Origin of the sequence: Klebsiella sp. S69, from assembly GCF_016516145.1 — a bacterium.
Taxonomy (GTDB): Bacteria; Pseudomonadota; Gammaproteobacteria; order Enterobacterales; family Enterobacteriaceae; genus Klebsiella; species Klebsiella oxytoca.
Genome location: NZ_JACVUU010000007.1, coordinates 64,641 through 81,479, shown reverse-complemented (window position 1 = coordinate 81,479; position 16,839 = coordinate 64,641). Strand labels below are relative to the sequence as shown.

Sequence of the window (16,839 nt, the reverse complement as noted above, 5' to 3'; positions counted from 1 at the left end):
TGAGGTGATGAAAACTAACACTATAACCGCCGCCGCGACGTTACGCCTGACTGAGGAGAGAGACATCCCTCTTCTGCCCGCCATTGAGCGCTCGGCGGCCCAGGCTTTTCGCCAGATTCCGGCGCTGGCCTGGCTGGCGGAAAGCGAAGTGATAAGCCCCGAGCGCCACCGGCTGTTCCTTGAAACTGACCACAGCCTGCTGGCCGTGGCCGATGACCAACCGATAGGCTTCCTGCTGAGCGAACCGCTGGATGATGCGCTGTTTATCGTCGAGATCGCCGTTCATCAGGCATGGCAGGGGCGAGGCATTGGCCGCATGATGCTGGAGCAGGTCATTGAGACAGCCCGCCAGGCGGCTTATCCGGCGGTCACGCTCACCACCTTCCGCGATGTGCCCTGGAACGCGCCGTTTTACACGCGACTGGGGTTTTCAATGTTAAGTGAGCGAAGACTACTGGCGGGACTGGCGGCGAAAAGGGAGCTGGAAACGGAACACGGTCTGCCGCCGGAGACGCGCTGCGCCATGCGCCTAACGCTGTAGCCTCCGGCGCTGATTTCAGCGGCGGAATATGGTACAAAGTATCATTGATAACTTACCTGTTGATACCCGTATGTCCTGGTCAATCGATATCATTTCCTGCATAACCGATCGCTTTGTGGAACTCACGGCGACCGAAAAGCGCATCGCGCAGTTCATTCTCGATGATGTCGCGGCGGCGGCGGAGCTGCCCATCGCGGAGATGGCGCGTCTGACCCACACCAGCCAGGCCTCCGTTACCCGCTTTGCCCGGGCGCTCGGCTGTAAAGACGTCCGTGAGCTGAAGATGAGGCTCGCGCAATCTCTGGCGGTCGGACAGCGATTTATCCTCGATGTCCCGGACCTTGAGGGCGTACAGGGGATCTACGAGTCGATCATCGGCGTGCTGGAAACCAACCGCCGGGCGCTGGACATTGAAGCGCTGAAGCGTGCGGTGAGCTGGCTGAGCGACGCGCGGCAGATCCTGGCGCTCGGGATGGGCGGCGGCTCTACCATCTGCGCTCAGGAGATCCAGTATCGCCTGTTTCGCCTCGGCCTCCCGGTTGTCAGCCAGAACGACGGTCTGCTGGTGCGCATGATGAGCTCGGCGGTGACGCCAAAGGATGTGGTTATCGTGTTGTCGTTGGGCGGCTATACCCAGGAAATCATCGAGAGCGCGGCGATTGCCAGGCAGTACGGCGCAAAGGTCATTGCCATCACCCCCGGCGGAACGCCGCTGGCGGAGCAGGCGGATCTGGTGCTGCCGCTGCTGGTGCGCGAAAACGACTACATTTTCAAGCCCAGCACTTCACGCTATGCGATGCTGGCGATGGTTGACGTGCTGGCCACCGAACTGGCGATGGCCAACAAAACTCAGGCAAAAGGCAGATTGCGCCGGATTAAGCTGGCGCTCGACAGCCACCGCGGCGGCGTCGATCGCCAGCCGCTGGGCGATTAACCGCAGCGGGCGGCGGCGATAAACCTCTCCGCCTGCTGACGGGTACGTTCCACGGCCTGCCCGGCGCGATACAGATCGTTTCCCAGGCCAGCGCCGGCGCACCCGGCCTCTACCCAGCTTGCCAGATTCTCCGGCGTCACGCCGCCGACCGCCAGCACCGGCACCTCCGACGGCAGCACCGCTTTCAGCGCCCGAATGTAGTCCGGGCCAAAAGTGGAAGACGGGAAAATTTTCAACCACTGCGCCCCGGCATCCAGCGCGTTAAACGCCTCGGTCGCGGTGGCGCACCCGGCGCAAACCCGCATTCCGCGCGCCACCGCCCGGCGGATCGTCGTCGGCTCAGTATTCGGCGTCACGATAAGCTTCGCTCCGGCATCGGCCAGAAAATCGACCTGTTCCACCTTAAGTACCGTTCCCGCGCCAATCACCGCCTGCTCGCCAAAGCGCGCGACCATCTGCGGAATACTCTGCTGCCAGTCCGGCGAATTGAGCGGAATTTCGATATAGCGAAATCCTGCCTCTATCAGCGTCTCAATATGCTCCGCTGCCTCAGCGGGGCGAATACCGCGTAAAATCGCCACCAGTTTAATCTTGTCCATGCATTATCCTCGCCATGCCGCTCAGCAGCGCCTCATCGCCGCTGCAGCTGTTAACCGTCATTCCGCGCGCCTTCATCGCCCGACTGTAGCGGGTATTCAGCGCCGGGTCGCCAACCAGCGTGACGCCAGAGATACGGTAACGCTCCCCCAGGGTCGCCACTTCCGCGCCAATCAGCAGCCCGGAGAGATAGTCACTGACCGAGGTCGCGGCCAGACCTCCCAGCACCCGGGCGGCCCTGGCGACAAACAGTTCGCTAATCAGCGACGGCTGCGCCAGTCCTTTTTCCAGCCCCCGTTCAAACGCCGTCTCATCCGGCTGCTGGACCGGCAGCCCTTTGCCGATCAGCGATTGCGTCATCAGCAGATGATGCAGTTCACCGGTCATCGCCGTGGCAAAATGACGCACCGCGCCGTTCGCCACCTGTACCCATTTGCAGTGGGTGCCCGGCAGCACGTAACACTCCGCCGGCGCCAGCTGCCAGGCCCCCAGCAGCTGTGTCTCTTCGCCGCGCATCACGTTGAAATCCCCGTCCTGTTCAATCTTGAGGCCGGGAATAATCCACACGCCTTCAGCAACGGCGCATAGCTGCTGCCCTGGCGCGTCGATCGCTGCCGGACAGTCCAGATACGGTACCGCTTGCCAGCCCGCATCGCTGCCGATCATCCCGGCCATCAGCACCGGCAGCGCCTCCGCGCCGCGCCAGGGGGCCAAATGCTCCACGAATACGTCGGCAGGCGCTCGTCCGTTCAGGCGGGTGATACCCAGCGGCAGCTGCTTTGTTTCGACGCACTGGCCATTGCGAATCAGCCAGCCGCGCAGCTGGGTAGAGCCCCAGTCGACGGCAATATAGTCCTTCATTGTGCTTCTCCTGAGACCTGCACCGTCGTCTTCGCCGGCATCGCCTGACCTTCACGCTCCTGCGTGATCATTTCCAGCGCCTGCTCACGGCTAACTTTGCTGGCTGGCGTCAAGAGGGTGACAAAAATCGCGAAAACAAAGCTGCCGACGACCGACGGAATGCACGGGTTCCCCCAGTAAGCCAGCCAGTCGGCTTTCATCAGAACCACAAGAGAAACCAGCATGCCGCTCAGTAGCGCGGTAAACGCGCCCTGCCAGTTGAAGCGCAGCCAGAAGCGACCGAGAATCGAACAGACGAACAGACCGGACATCAGCATGGAGATCATTTTGGTGATATAGCTGATGATATCGTTCGAGGTCAGGGCGAAAATCATCGCCAGGCCGATAACGAACGCCAGCATCCAGCGGGAGAGCGTTATCGCTTTATCCGCAGGGGGCATTTTCCCGGTGATGAGGGTATAAACATCACGCATCATGATGGCCACGGCGGCTATCGCGTCAGAGCTGGCCGAGGACATGGTGGCCGAAAGCCCGGCAATCAGCACCACCAGCCCGAGGATCGCCGGTAAGAAGCTGGTGGCGAACAGGAAGGCGTAATTACTGTTCTCGAGATTGGGGTTCATGGTCCATGCCGCCATGCCGATAATCGCCGGCAGCACCGAGAAAAACAGATACAGCACGCCGGTATAGACAAACGAGCGGCGCACCGAAGAGACATCTTTCCCCGAGTAAATACGCTGGCGATAGGAAGGGGTCGCCAGCACGCCGACGCCGATGACCATCGCCAGCGATAGCGCCGGAATGGCCCCCAGTTTATCGACCGCAAACAGGCTCATCGCCTTGGGATCCATCGCCTGGACGATGGCATCCCATCCCCCGACGTGAACCACCGCCAGAATTGCCATCAGGATAAAACCGAAAAACAGAATTAATGCCTGAATGGTATCCGTCCACACCACCGCAGAATAACCGCCGATGATGACGTAAATCGCAAAGGCCAGAGCGATAATAATTTTCGCTAGCGTCAGATTTATTCCCGTCGCCCAGGATAAATACATGCTGCCGCCAAGAATATGCGCCCCCAGCCAGCCAATAGAGGCCACAAATATCATTATGCCGACGATATTTTTAATTAAATGACTACCGCCAGTATAATAAGAGAGCTCTTCGCTCATGGTCATAAAGCGCAGCTTGCGCACCGGGGCGAACAGCCAGGCGACCAGCAAAATACCGATGGCCCCGCCCACGCCGTACAGCATCCCGGCCCAGCCGTTGCTGTAGCCGAAGCCAACCGCGCCCATGCTTGAACCGGTGCCCACCATGGTCGCCACGGTAGAGCCCAGGGTCAGAAACAGCGGTAAGGAACGGCCGCCGAGTAAAAAATCTTCTCCGCTTTTTTGATTACGCGACACGTACCAGCCAAGCCAAATCATGGCCAGCGCGTAAATAATAAAGCCGACTAAAAAGATATGACTATTCATAATTCACATCCTGCCAGTTGAGTAGGTAAAAGGCTACGAAGCGCTGAATGAATTCAGCGCTCAAAAATCCTGTTTATATTTCTGGTTAATAAATTTTTATACGCGAGCCGCGTTATAACAGGTCACATCCACTTCAACTTTACAATCCACTACCAGGTCCGCTACGCAGCAGATACGGGCAGGCGGATTGTCGCCAAAGAACTCGCGGAATACTTTATTGAAAGACTGAAAATAGCGCGCATCGGTGAGGATCACCTTGACGTGCACCACGTCGGCCAGGGTGTAGCCCGCTTCGGTCATGATATCCACACAGTTCTGAATCGCCAGACGCGCCTGGTCAACGATGCCCCCTTCCACCACTTCACCCTCCTTCATCGGCGTCTGGCCGGAAACGTACAGCCAGCCCCCCGCCTCCACCGCGCGCGCGAACGGCAGATGCTGCCCACCGGTCCCGGTACCGCCCTCAACGCCATAACGTTTAATGCTCATTTTTCTCTCCTTAGTTCATTCGGCGGCGCAGGAAACGCCCTGCGCGCCCGGTAATCTTTTTATCGCTGCCGTAGCTCATCACGCCGTTAACCATCACTGCCTCGATACCGTCCGCCGGTTGTTTCGGGTCGGAGAAGCTGGCGACATCGCGCACCGTCTGCGGATCAAACAGCACCAGATCGGCAAAATAGCCCACTTTCACCAGCCCACGCTCTGCCAGCTGGAAACGCGCCGCCGACAGACCGGTCATTTTGTGGATAGCGGTGGTCAGCGGAAACAGCCGTTCATCTCGGCAGTAGTGGCCCAGGACCCGCGGGAACGCGCCCCATAGCCGCGGGTGCGGCATCGGGTCGTTCGGCAGACCGTCTGAGCCGATCATGGTCACCGGATAACGCAGTACCCGCCGCACGTCCTGCTCGTCCATGTTGTAGTAGATGGCACCTGCGGGCATCAGCCGCGCCGCCGCCTCGTGCAGGCTAACCTGCCAGCCGTCAGCAATCTGCTGCAGGGTTTTTCCGGCCTGCTCGGGCTGCGCCTCCGACCAGGTAATGACGATATCGAACTCATCGGTGACCTGCTTCATATCCAGCGTCGACGAGCTGGCAGAATAGGGGTAGCAGTCGCAGGCGATCTCCTGGCGCTGGCGCATCTCATCGAAGAAAGCCAGCGTCTCCTTCGTGCGACCCCAGTTTTTCGCGCCGGCGCACTTATGGTGCGATACCACCACCGGTACGTTACCGTGGCGGCCAATGCGGAACGCCTCGTCGAGCGCCTCCAGAATCGGTTCGAACTCCGAACGCAGGTGGGTGGTATAAATTCCCCCTTCTGCCGCCAGCTCCTCGGCCAGCGCCATCACCTCTTCAGTGGTGGACTGAAACGCGCTGGCGTAGGCCAGCCCGCTACTCAGCCCCAGCGCGCCCTGACGCAGCGCGTCGCGCAGCTGCACCCGCATTCCGGCAATCTCGATCTCCGTCGCCGGGCGGAACAGATCGTCCATATGGTTATTACGCAGCGCGGTATGGCCAATCAGCGTGCCGACGTTTAATGACGGCTTCGCAGCCGCCACCGCGTGGGCATAAACGTCAACGGTGGGATAAACAAAGTGCTCCGCCTCACCCAGAAGATTCATCGGGTCCGGTACGCCGTCGTGCATGGTCGCCGTCGCCGCGCTGATCCCGCAGTTGCCGACAATCACCGTCGTCACCCCCTGGCTCAGCTTCGGTAAATACTCCGGCATACGGATGACGTTGATATCGTCATGGGTATGCACATCGATAAATCCGGGAGCCAGCACGCGCCCCTGCCCGTCAATCACCTGCTCCGCCGCCAGGTTCAGCGCCGGGGCCATATCCACAATTCGATCGCCCTTCACCGCCACGTCGCCGCGAAACTGTGGTCCGCCGCTGCCGTCAATGACCGTGACGTTTTTGAAAAGCCAGTTAACTTTCATCGCAATTACTCCCTTTCAACTCTGCCGACAAGTAAACCATTTACAAGGCGGAAAAACAGTGGAAAACTACGCAAAAACCAGATCAAATTGTGATACTTTTATTCACAAAAAACAAAAACAAATTATATATTTCATATATTTCAATATATTAAGCTTGATACTTAGCTTTAATCCGATCATAAACCCTAAAAGGATAGTGTTATGAAATACCATTCCGATACGCTTATTCCGCACAAAGCCGCCATAATGTCCGCACCGGCCAATCTGCTGGCGGAGGAGGTTTGCCTTCCGGCCGCGCTGCTGAAAAAAACGGCGCTGGAAAATAACATCGCCTGGATGCAGCGTTACGCCGACGCGCGCGGCGTCTCGCTGGCCCCGCACGGTAAAACAACGATGACCCCGTGGATTTTTCAGGCGCAGCAGCGGGCGGGCGCATGGGGAATCGGCGTGGGCAGCGCCTGGCAGGCCAGCGCGGCGATGGCCAGCGGCGTTGAGCGCGTCCTGATGGTCAATCAGCTGGTCGGCAGGGCGAATATGCAGGCGGTATCGCGCCTGAAAGCGCATTACCGTACGGCGGAGTTTATCTGCTGCATCGATAGCCTTGCCAACGCCCGCGCGCTGTCGACTTTCTTCGACGAACGGCGGCAAACGCTGGACGTGCTGATTGAACTGGGCGTGGCCGGTGGGCGCTGCGGCTGCCGCAGCGTTGAGGATGCGCTGGCGCTGGCGCAGGCCGCGGCGGAACTTCCGGGCCTCAGGCTGCGCGGTCTCGAACTGTATGAAGGGGTGTTACACGGCGACGATCCGCAGCCGCAGGTGGAGGCTCTGCTGCGCCAGGCCGCCGATTTGGCCTGCCGGATGGAACATCTGGTTGAGGGGGAGTTTGTGCTGACCGGAGCCGGTACCGTCTGGTATGACGTGGTGTGCAATATCTGGCTGGCGGCGAAGAAACCGGCGCGCTGCCGAATCGTTATCCGCCCCGGGTGCTATATCACCCACGACCGTGGGATCTACGATATCGCGCAGAAAGCACTGGTGGCCCGCGATCCGATCGCCTGCGATCTGAGCGGTGATTTAACCTCAGCGCTGGAGCTGATGGCGATGGTCCAGTCGGTGCCGGAAGCCGATCGCGCGGTGGTGAACTTCGGCAAGCGCGACTGCGCCTTTGACGCCGGCCTGCCGCAGCCTGTGGCCCGCTATCGCAACGGCGCGCAGCTATCCGCGGAGGGGATCGAGAGCGTGGGGATTATGGACCAGCACTGTATGCTGCGCCTCGCGCCCGGCAGCGACGTGCAGGTCGGCGATATTCTGGTATTCGGTACCTCGCATCCGTGCCTGACGTTTGATAAATGGAAAACCCTGCTGCTGGTGGACGAGCAGTATAACGTGCTGGAAGAGCTCGATACCTTGTTCTGAAGGACGCTTTCTCCCGGAGGCGGCGCGCTGCGCCTGTCCGGGCTACCGTGCTGTGAACCCGTAGCCCGGACAGGTGCGCCAGCACCGCCTCCGGGATGTTTTTCGCGCGGACAATGTATTATTCCTCTCCCTCTCCCTGCGCTCCATTCCCCAGGGCGATAAACTCCTCCAGCAGCGCGGTAAGCTGACGCATTTTTTCGACGGTAAATTGGGCTTCGATCTGGCGATAGGCTTCTTCTACCTGGGCCTGGGCGCTTTCATAAAGCGTCGAACCCGCCGGCGTCAGCGAAACGTAGAGCTTGCGCTGGTCATTTACCGGTTTTAAACGCAGCACCAGGCCGTCGCGTTCCATACGGGTCAGGATGCCGGTCAGGCTCGGACGTAAAATACAGGCGCGAAAGGCCAGATCGTGAAAATCCATCGACGGATGTTCGGCGAGGATACGCACGATACGCCACTGCTGCTCGGTCAGATTGTGGCGTTTAACGATGGGCCGAAAGTGGGCCATCGCCGCTTCCCGCGCCTGCAGCAGCGCGATAGTTAACGAATCATGCATCACATACCTCTGAAGTAAATCCCCAATCTGTTAATAAGTTAATAATTAGCGCTAATTCCCTCCGAAGGCAACCGGTTTCTGCCTCTGAAAAGTACCAGATGGTACAACTGCTTTTGTTATCTAATTGATTAATAATAATTAAAATACAAATCTGTAAATTTATTGTTAATCCGATCACAAAACATTCACTTCTGTTTGCCAAACATTCCCGCAAAGCATAAAAGATGATCATTAACATATTAATGAATTAACTGACTTCCCAAATCCGTAGCAGAGGAGTGGTAAATGAAAGGTACCATCTTCGCCGTGGCGCTTAACCACCGCAGCCAGCTCGACGCCTGGCGCGAAGCGTTTCAACAGGCCCCCTATAAAACGCCGCCGAAGACCGCGGTCTGGTTTATCAAACCGCGCAACACCGTTATCGGCGATGGCGAGAGCATTCCCTACCCGCAAGGCGAAACCGTGCAGAGTGGCGCCACCGTGGCGCTGATCGTCGGTAAAACCGCGCGCAAAGTCGCTGCAGAAGACGCCGCGGCTTATATCGCCGGGTACGCGCTGGCGAACGACATCAGCCTGCCGGAAGAGAGCTTCTATCGTCCGGCCATAAAAGCCAAATGCCGCGACGGCTTCTGTCCGCTTGGCGCACTCGCGCCGCTCAGCGATGTCGATAACCTGACCATCATCACCGAAATCAACGGTCGCGAGGCGGACAGCTGGACTACCGCCGATCTCCAGCGCTCCGCCGCCGAGCTGCTGAGCGCCCTGAGCGAATTCGCCACCCTCAATCCCGGCGATGCGATTCTGATCGGTACGCCCCACTCCCGCGTTACGCTGCGCCCCGGCGATCGCGTACGTATTCTCGCCGAGGGCTTCCCGGCGCTGGAAAACCCGGTGATTGATGAAGGAGAGCTGGTATGAGGCAAGCACGTATTGAGTGGCAGGGACAGCGGCACGATGTCCAGGTGAATGAACGTGGTCAGGTCCAGCTCGCCAACGGCAGTCTGCTTAAGGAAGGCGAGTTTCGTTGGCTGCCGCCCGCCGACGGCACCCTATTCGCGCTGGGCCTGAACTACGCCGATCACGCCAGCGAGCTGGCGTTTACGCCGCCAACCGAACCGCTGGTGTTTATCAAAGCGCCCAACACCTTTATCGGCCATAGGCAAGAGTCGGTGCGCCCGGATAACGTCGAGTACATGCACTACGAGGCTGAACTGGTGGTGGTGATCGGCAAAACCGCGCGTAAGGTCGCCGAAGCCGACGCCATGGAGTACGTAGCCGGGTACACCGTCTGCAACGACTACGCCATCCGCGACTACCTGGAAAACTACTATCGCCCCAACCTGCGGGTCAAAAGCCGCGACACCCTGACGCCGATAGGCCCGTGGATCGTCAGCAAAGAGGCGATCCCCGATCCGCACAACCTGGCGCTGTGCACCTGGGTCAACGGCGAGCTGCGCCAGCAGGGCACTACCGCCGATCTGATCTTCAGCATTCCGTTCCTGATCGCTTACCTCAGCGAATTTATGACCCTGCAGCCGGGCGACATGATCGCCACCGGTACGCCGAAGGGGCTGTCGGACGTGGTGCCGGGCGATGAAGTGATCGTCGAAGTGGAAGGCGTCGGCCGTCTGGTCAACCACATCATTAGCCAGCAGGCATATGAGGAGAAGCTGTCATGAAAAAAATTAACCACTGGATCAACGGCAAAAACGTCGCCGCCGCGGAGTATTTCCATACCACTAACCCGGCCACCGGCGAAGTGCTGGCGGAGGTCGCCTCCGGCGGGGCTGACGAGGTGAATCAGGCGGTGGCGGCGGCAAAAGAGGCATTTCCGAAATGGGCCAATCTGCCGATGAAAGAGCGCGCGCGTCTGATGCGCCGGCTGGGCGATCTGATCGACCAGAACGTCCCGGAGATCGCCGCCATGGAGACCGCCGACACCGGCCTGCCGATCCACCAGACCAAAAACGTGCTGATCCCGCGCGCTTCGCACAACTTCGAGTTCTTTGCCGAGGTGTGCCAGCAAATGAACGGTAAGACCTATCCGGTTGATGACAAGATGCTCAACTACACCCTCGTGCAGCCGGTCGGCGTCTGCGCGCTGGTGTCGCCGTGGAACGTGCCGTTTATGACCGCGACCTGGAAGGTGGCGCCGTGCCTGGCCTTGGGGAATACCGCGGTGCTGAAAATGTCCGAACTGTCGCCGCTAACCGCTGACCGTCTTGGCGAACTGGCGCTGGAAGCGGGCATTCCAGCGGGGGTGCTGAACGTGGTTCAGGGCTATGGCGGGACGGCGGGCGATGCGCTGGTACGCCACCATGACGTACGCGCGGTATCGTTTACCGGCGGTACCGCCACCGGGCGCAACATCATGAAAAACGCCGGGCTGAAAAAGTACTCCATGGAGCTGGGCGGCAAATCGCCGGTGTTGATTTTCGAAGACGCCGATATTGAGCGCGCTCTCGACGCCGCGCTGTTCACCATTTTCTCGATCAACGGCGAACGCTGCACCGCCGGCTCGCGCATCTTCATTCAGCAGAGCATCTACCCCGAGTTCGTTAAACGCTTTGCCGAACGCGCGAATCGCCTGCGCGTCGGCGACCCTACCGACCCGAACACTCAGGTGGGCGCGCTGATTAGCCAGCAGCACTGGGAGAAAGTCTCCGGCTATATCCGCCTCGGCATTGAAGAAGGAGCGACCCTGCTGGCCGGCGGCGCGGATAAGCCCGCCGATCTGCCTGCCCATCTGAGAAACGGCAACTTCCTGCGGCCAACGGTGCTGGCGGACGTCGATAACCGCATGCGCGTGGCGCAGGAAGAGATTTTTGGCCCGGTAGCCTGTCTGCTGCCGTTTAAAGACGAGGCGGAAGGTCTGCGCCTGGCCAACGATGTGGAGTACGGCCTCGCCTCTTATATCTGGACCCAGGACGTCAGCAAAGTGCTGCGCCTGGCGCGCGGCATCGAAGCCGGAATGGTGTTCGTCAACACCCAGAACGTCCGCGACCTGCGTCAGCCGTTCGGCGGCGTGAAGGCCTCCGGTACCGGCCGTGAAGGCGGCGAATACAGCTTTGAAGTGTTCGCTGAAATGAAAAACGTCTGCATCTCGATGGGCGACCATCCGATCCCAAAATGGGGAGTCTGATATGGGAAAGTTAGCGTTAGCAGCAAAAATTACTCACGTACCGTCGATGTATCTCTCTGAACTGCCGGGTAAAAACCACGGCTGCCGCCAGGGAGCCATCGATGGGCATAAAGAAATCGGCAAGCGGTGCCGCGAGCTGGGTGTGGATACCATCATCGTCTTTGATACCCACTGGCTGGTCAACAGCGCCTACCACATCAACTGTGCCGACCATTTCCAGGGCGTCTACACCAGCAACGAGCTGCCGCATTTTATTCGCGACATGACCTATGACTATGACGGTAATCCGGAGCTCGGCCACCTGATCGCCGACGAAGCGGTCAAACTCGGGGTCCGCGCCAAAGCGCACAACATTCCAAGCCTGAAGCTGGAGTACGGCACCCTGGTGCCGATGCGCTACATGAACAGCGATAAGCATTTCAAAGTGGTCTCTATCTCGGCGTTCTGTACCGTCCATGACTTTGCCGACAGCCGCAAGCTGGGCGAAGCCATTCTTAAAGCGATTGAGAAATATGACGGCACCGTGGCGGTCTTTGCCAGCGGCTCGCTGTCGCACCGTTTTATCGACGACCAGCGCGCCGAAGAGGGAATGAACAGCTATACCCGCGAGTTCGATCACCAGATGGACGAACGGGTCGTGAAGCTGTGGCGCGAAGGCAAATTCAAAGAGTTCTGCACCATGCTGCCAGAGTACGCCGACTACTGCTTCGGTGAAGGCAATATGCACGACACGGTGATGCTGCTGGGCCTGCTGGGCTGGGACAAATATGACGGCAAAGTAGAGTTTATTACCGAACTCTTTGCCAGCTCCGGCACCGGTCAGGTCAACGCCGTCTTCCCGCTGCCGGAAACGGCGTAAGGAGCACGCAGAATGCCGCATTTTATCGCTGAATGTACCAACAACATCCGTGAGCAGGCTGATTTACCGGGTCTGTTCAGCAAAGTGAACGCCGCGCTGGCGGCAACCGGCATCTTTCCTATTGGCGGCATTCGCAGTCGCGCCATCTGGCTGGATACCTGGCAGATGGCCGATGGCCAGCATGACTACGCCTTCGTGCATATGACGCTAAAGATTGGTACCGGACGCAGCCTGGAGAGCCGTCAGGACGTGGGCGATATGCTGTTCACGCTGATCAAAGCCCATTTCGCCGCGCTGATGGAGAGCCGCTATCTGGCGCTGTCGTTTGAGATCGATGAACTGCACCCGACGCTGAACTACAAGCAGAACAACGTACACGCGTTGTTTAAATAGGTGCGGCCCACCCCTCTCCCGGTGGGAGAGGGTGAAAACAAGTACTGCCACAAACCCCAGGCCGGCTAAGACGCCTACGCGTCGCCACCCGGCGCAGCAGCACCGAATGACGTAACAGGAAGCAACTATGCTCGATAAACATACCCATAGCCTGATCGCCCAGCGGCTGAACCAGGCGGAAAAACAGCGTGAACAGATCCGCGCTATTTCGCTGGATCACCCGACGATCACCATCGAAGACGCCTACGCGGTACAGCGCGAATGGGTAAATATGAAGATCGCCGAAGGCCGCGTGCTGAAAGGGCATAAAATCGGCCTGACCTCGAAAGCGATGCAGGCCAGTTCGCAAATCAGCGAACCGGATTATGGCGCGCTGCTGGACGATATGTTTTTCCACGACGGCGGCGATATTCCTACCGACCGCTTTATCGTCCCGCGTATCGAAGTAGAGCTGGCTTTCGTGCTGGCCAAACCGCTGCGCGGCCCCAACTGCACCCTGTTCGACGTCTACAACGCCACCGACTACGTGATCCCGGCGCTGGAGCTGATTGACGCCCGCTGCCACAACATCGACCCGGAAACCCAGCGCCCGCGCAAAGTCTTCGACACCATTTCCGATAACGCCGCCAACGCCGGGGTGATCCTCGGCGGCCGTCCGATTAAACCCGACGAGCTGGATCTGCGCTGGATCTCCGCCCTGCTCTATCGCAACGGCGTGATTGAAGAGACCGGCGTCGCCGCAGGGGTGCTGAATCACCCGGCCAACGGCGTGGCCTGGCTGGCGAACAAGCTGGCGCCTTACGACGTCCAGCTGGAAGCCGGGCAGATTATTCTCGGCGGCTCCTTTACGCGTCCGGTACCGGCGCGCAAAGGCGACACCTTCCACGTTGATTACGGCACCATGGGCGCGATTAGCTGCCGGTTCGTCTAGGAGGAATATGATGAATAACGCCTTTAAAGACGCCATAAAAGCGGGTCGACCGCAGATTGGCCTGTGGCTGGGACTGACCAGCAGCTACAGCGCTGAGCTGCTGGCCGGGGCCGGGTTCGACTGGCTGCTGATCGACGGCGAGCACGCGCCAAACAGCGTGCAGACGATACTGACCCAGCTGCAGGCGATCGCCCCTTATCCCAGCCAGCCGGTGGTGCGCCCCTCGTGGAACGACCCGGTGCAGATTAAACAGCTGCTGGATATCGGCGCGCAAACCCTGCTGGTACCCATGGTGCAGAACGCCGACGAAGCGCGGCTGGCGGTGAAAGCCACCCGCTATCCGCCCGCGGGTATTCGCGGCGTCGGCAGCGCCCTCGCCCGGGCCTCGCGCTGGAACCGCGTCCCGGATTATCTCCATCAGGCTAACGACGCGATGTGCGTGCTGGTGCAAATCGAAACTCGCGAAGCGCTCAACAATCTGCCGCAGATCCTCGATGTCGAGGGCGTGGACGGCGTGTTTATCGGCCCGGCGGATCTGAGCGCCGACATGGGCTTCAGCGGCAACCCGCAGCACCCGGAAGTACAGGCCGCCATTGAGCACGCCATCGGGCAAATTCGCGCAGCGGGCAAAGCGCCAGGGATCCTGATGGCCAACGAACAGCTGGCGAAGCGTTACCTGCAGCTCGGCGCGCTGTTTGTCGCCGTCGGGGTCGATACCACCCTGCTGGCCCGCGGTGCGGAAGCGCTGGCGGCACGATTTGGCGCAGAAAAAACCGCCGAGGGTTCGTCAGGCGTCTATTAACGCCAGGTGGCGCAGCGCCACCCGGCAACCCGCAGTACCCTACAAAATTCCCATTAGAGGAAAATGATAATGAGCGATACATCATCTGCCATCCCGGAAAAGTTCGATCCGGCTAATCAGCACAAGCAGCTGACGGCGCAGCAGCAGTCGGTTATCAACAAGCTCTTTCGTCGCCTGATCGTATTTTTGTTCGTGCTGTTTATCTTTTCGTTTTTAGATCGCATCAATATCGGCTTTGCCGGGCTGACCATGGGGCAGGATCTGGGCCTTAACGCTACCATGTTCGGCCTTGCCACCACCCTGTTTTACGCGACCTACGTCATTTTCGGCATTCCGAGCAACGTGATGCTCAGCATCGTCGGCGCCCGCCGCTGGATCGCCACCATCATGGTGCTGTGGGGCATCGCCTCCACCGCCACCATGTTCGCGACCGGGCCGAATAGCCTCTATATCCTGCGCATGCTGGTGGGGATCACCGAGGCCGGTTTTCTGCCCGGCATTCTGCTCTATCTGACCTACTGGTTCCCGGCCTTTTTCCGCGCCCGCGCCAACGCGCTGTTTATGATCGCGATGCCGGTGACCACCGCGCTGGGGTCAATTGTTTCAGGCTATATCTTATCGATGGACGGCCTGTTGAATCTGCACGGCTGGCAGTGGCTGTTCCTGCTGGAAGGCTTCCCGTCGGTGCTGCTCGGTATTATGGTCTGGTTCTGGCTGGATGATTCGCCGTCGAAGGCCAAATGGCTGACCGCAGAAGATAAAAAATGCCTGCAAGAGATGATGGACAACGACCGCCTGACGCTGGTCCAGCCGGAAGGGGCGATCAGCCATCACGCCATGCAGCAGCGCAGCCTGTGGCGGGAAGTGTTCACGCCGATCGTGCTGATGTACACCCTGGCCTACTTCTGCCTGACCAATACGCTCAGCGCGATCAGCATCTGGACGCCGCAGATCCTCAAAAGCTTTAACGAAAGCAGCAGCAATATCACCATCGGCCTGCTGGCGGCGATCCCGCAGATTTGCACCATTCTGGGAATGATCTACTGGAGCCGGCACTCCGATAAGCACCAGGAGCGTAAGCACCACACCGCCCTGCCGTTCCTGTTCGCCGCCGCAGGCTGGCTGCTGGCGTCGGCGACCGATCATAACCTGATCCAGTTGCTCGGGATCGTGATGGCTTCGACCGGATCGTTTAGCGCGATGGCCATTTTCTGGACCACGCCGGATCAGTCGATCAGCCTGCGCGCCAGAGCGATTGGTATCGCGGTGATCAACGCGACCGGCAATATCGGATCGGCGCTCAGCCCCTTTATGATCGGCTGGCTGAAGGATATTACCGGCAGCTTCAGCAGCGGTCTTTGGTTCGTCGCCGCCCTGCTGATCATTGGCGCAGTCATTATCTGGGCGATTCCGATGAAAGGATCGCGTCCGCGCGCGACGCCGTAAGGAGCCGCTATGTGCCAGAGTCCTGTTGCCAATATCGATATTAATAAAGAGTACGATGAGAGTCTGGGAACGGAGGAGGTACATTACCAATCCTTTGCCCGGATGGCGGAGTTTTTTGGCCGCGATATGCAGGCGCACCGTCACGACCAGTATTTTCAGATGCACTTTCTCGATACCGGGCAGATTGAGCTGCAGCTCGACGATCATCGCTATTCGGTGCAGGCGCCGCTGTTTGTCCTGACGCCGCCCTCGGTGCCGCACGCTTTTATCACCGAGTCCGATAGCGACGGTCATGTGCTGACGGTGCGCGAGGATCTGGTCTGGCCGCTGCTGGAGGTGCTCTATCCCGGCACGCGGGAGGCTTTCGGTCTGCCGGGCATCTGCCTGTCGCTGGCCGATAAGCCCGAGGAGTTGGTGGCGCTGGCGCATTACTGGCGGCTGATTGAACGGGAATCGACGTCGCAGCTGCCGGGGCGGGAACATACCCTGACGCTGCTGGCGCAGGCGGTGTTCACCCTGCTGCTGCGCAACGCGAAACTTGACGATCATGCGGCCAGCGGAATACGCGGCGAGCTCAAGCTGTTCCAGCGGTTTAACCAGTTGATCGATAGCCACTATCACCAGCACTGGACGGTGCCGGATTACGCCAGCGAGCTGCATCTGACCGAATCAAGGCTAACCGATATCTGCCGCCGCTTCGCCAACCGGCCGCCCAAGCGGCTGATTTTCGACAGGCAGCTGCGCGAGGCCAAACGGCTGCTGCTATTTTCCGACAACGCGGTTAGCGAAATAGCCTGGCAGCTGGGCTTTAAAGATCCGGCCTATTTTGCCCGCTTTTTTAACCGCTTAGTCGGCTGCTCGCCGAGTGCCTATCGGGCGCAGAAAGTACCGGTGTCGTAAGATCTTTCCGGCGACGGCGCGGCGAGTTCGCAGCCGTCTGA

At 59.4% G+C, this 16,839-nt stretch carries 18 protein-coding genes; 12 read left to right on the top strand and 6 right to left on the bottom strand.

Annotated features, from left to right (window positions below; all coding sequences use genetic code 11):
* Positions 1-7: 7 nt before the first annotated feature.
* Positions 8-541, top strand: a complete 534-nt coding sequence (locus IAE27_RS08890; RefSeq protein ID WP_004110351.1) for a GNAT family N-acetyltransferase — start codon at positions 8-10, stop codon at positions 539-541.
* Positions 542-611: 70 nt separating this feature from the next.
* Positions 612-1,475: a MurR/RpiR family transcriptional regulator gene (locus IAE27_RS08885; protein ID WP_024273690.1), complete on the top strand. Its 864-nt coding sequence runs from the start codon at positions 612-614 to the stop codon at positions 1,473-1,475.
* Here the strand turns inward: IAE27_RS08885 and IAE27_RS08880 are convergent.
* The 5 genes from IAE27_RS08880 to IAE27_RS08860 form a co-directional block, all read right to left on the bottom strand.
* Complete coding sequence (locus IAE27_RS08880; RefSeq protein WP_108704235.1) at positions 1,472-2,074, bottom strand: 2-dehydro-3-deoxy-6-phosphogalactonate aldolase; 603 nt, start codon at positions 2,072-2,074, stop codon at positions 1,472-1,474. The two genes, IAE27_RS08885 and IAE27_RS08880, sit on opposite strands and share 4 nt — an antisense overlap.
* Positions 2,061-2,933 carry a 2-dehydro-3-deoxygalactonokinase gene (locus IAE27_RS08875; protein ID WP_108704236.1) on the bottom strand — a complete coding sequence of 291 codons (873 nt, stop codon included), beginning with the start codon at positions 2,931-2,933 and terminating at the stop codon, positions 2,061-2,063. The genes IAE27_RS08880 and IAE27_RS08875 overlap by 14 nt, the downstream gene beginning before the upstream one ends.
* Entirely contained in the window at positions 2,930-4,414 is a 1,485-nt protein-coding gene (locus tag IAE27_RS08870; RefSeq protein WP_016809286.1) for a sodium:solute symporter family protein, read from the bottom strand. The genes IAE27_RS08875 and IAE27_RS08870 overlap by 4 nt, the downstream gene beginning before the upstream one ends.
* Positions 4,415-4,510: 96 nt before the next feature.
* Positions 4,511-4,903: a RidA family protein gene (locus tag IAE27_RS08865; RefSeq protein WP_004108533.1), complete on the bottom strand. Its 393-nt coding sequence runs from the start codon at positions 4,901-4,903 to the stop codon at positions 4,511-4,513.
* A 10-nt stretch (positions 4,904-4,913) separates the two neighbouring features.
* Complete coding sequence (locus IAE27_RS08860) at positions 4,914-6,353, bottom strand: N-acyl-D-amino-acid deacylase family protein (RefSeq protein WP_023329203.1); 1,440 nt, start codon at positions 6,351-6,353, stop codon at positions 4,914-4,916.
* Positions 6,354-6,554: 201 nt separating this feature from the next.
* Between IAE27_RS08860 and IAE27_RS08855 the strand changes: the two genes are divergently transcribed.
* Positions 6,555-7,769, top strand: a complete 1,215-nt coding sequence (locus tag IAE27_RS08855) for an amino acid deaminase (protein WP_023329202.1) — start codon at positions 6,555-6,557, stop codon at positions 7,767-7,769.
* A gap of 118 nt (positions 7,770-7,887) precedes the next feature.
* Here the strand turns inward: IAE27_RS08855 and hpaR are convergent, their stop codons facing one another.
* Complete coding sequence (hpaR, locus tag IAE27_RS08850) at positions 7,888-8,325, bottom strand: homoprotocatechuate degradation operon regulator HpaR (protein ID WP_004110337.1); 438 nt, start codon at positions 8,323-8,325, stop codon at positions 7,888-7,890.
* Positions 8,326-8,610: 285 nt separating this feature from the next.
* Between hpaR and IAE27_RS08845 the strand changes: the two genes are divergently transcribed.
* From IAE27_RS08845 to hpaA, 9 genes are all read left to right on the top strand, one after another.
* The gene (locus IAE27_RS08845; RefSeq protein WP_070556374.1) at positions 8,611-9,243 is read left to right on the top strand and encodes a fumarylacetoacetate hydrolase family protein; all 633 of its coding nucleotides are present in this window, start codon (positions 8,611-8,613) and stop codon (positions 9,241-9,243) included.
* A complete protein-coding gene (locus tag IAE27_RS08840; protein ID WP_004108544.1) occupies positions 9,240-10,004 on the top strand; it encodes a fumarylacetoacetate hydrolase family protein in 765 nt (254 codons plus the stop codon). Before IAE27_RS08845 ends, IAE27_RS08840 begins: the two co-directional genes overlap by 4 nt.
* Positions 10,001-11,467, top strand: coding sequence for a 5-carboxymethyl-2-hydroxymuconate semialdehyde dehydrogenase (gene hpaE, locus IAE27_RS08835; protein ID WP_108704239.1), 1,467 nt, complete (start codon positions 10,001-10,003; stop codon positions 11,465-11,467). The genes IAE27_RS08840 and hpaE overlap by 4 nt, the downstream gene beginning before the upstream one ends.
* Before the next feature lies 1 nt (position 11,468).
* A complete protein-coding gene (hpaD, locus tag IAE27_RS08830; protein ID WP_004110330.1) occupies positions 11,469-12,326 on the top strand; it encodes a 3,4-dihydroxyphenylacetate 2,3-dioxygenase in 858 nt (285 codons plus the stop codon).
* A gap of 12 nt (positions 12,327-12,338) precedes the next feature.
* The gene (locus tag IAE27_RS08825; protein ID WP_016809284.1) at positions 12,339-12,719 is read left to right on the top strand and encodes a 5-carboxymethyl-2-hydroxymuconate Delta-isomerase; all 381 of its coding nucleotides are present in this window, start codon (positions 12,339-12,341) and stop codon (positions 12,717-12,719) included.
* A gap of 127 nt (positions 12,720-12,846) precedes the next feature.
* Positions 12,847-13,650 (top strand): 2-oxo-hept-4-ene-1,7-dioate hydratase, encoded by an 804-nt coding sequence (gene hpaH, locus IAE27_RS08820; RefSeq protein WP_004110326.1) that lies wholly within the window; start codon positions 12,847-12,849, stop codon positions 13,648-13,650.
* Between the two features lie 10 nt (positions 13,651-13,660).
* Complete coding sequence (hpaI, locus tag IAE27_RS08815; protein WP_016809283.1) at positions 13,661-14,452, top strand: 4-hydroxy-2-oxoheptanedioate aldolase; 792 nt, start codon at positions 13,661-13,663, stop codon at positions 14,450-14,452.
* A gap of 69 nt (positions 14,453-14,521) precedes the next feature.
* Positions 14,522-15,898 (top strand): 4-hydroxyphenylacetate permease, encoded by a 1,377-nt coding sequence (hpaX, locus tag IAE27_RS08810; RefSeq protein ID WP_004108554.1) that lies wholly within the window; start codon positions 14,522-14,524, stop codon positions 15,896-15,898.
* A gap of 9 nt (positions 15,899-15,907) precedes the next feature.
* The gene (hpaA, locus tag IAE27_RS08805) at positions 15,908-16,798 is read left to right on the top strand and encodes a 4-hydroxyphenylacetate catabolism regulatory protein HpaA (RefSeq protein WP_154022883.1); all 891 of its coding nucleotides are present in this window, start codon (positions 15,908-15,910) and stop codon (positions 16,796-16,798) included.
* Positions 16,799-16,839: the final 41 nt, after the last annotated feature.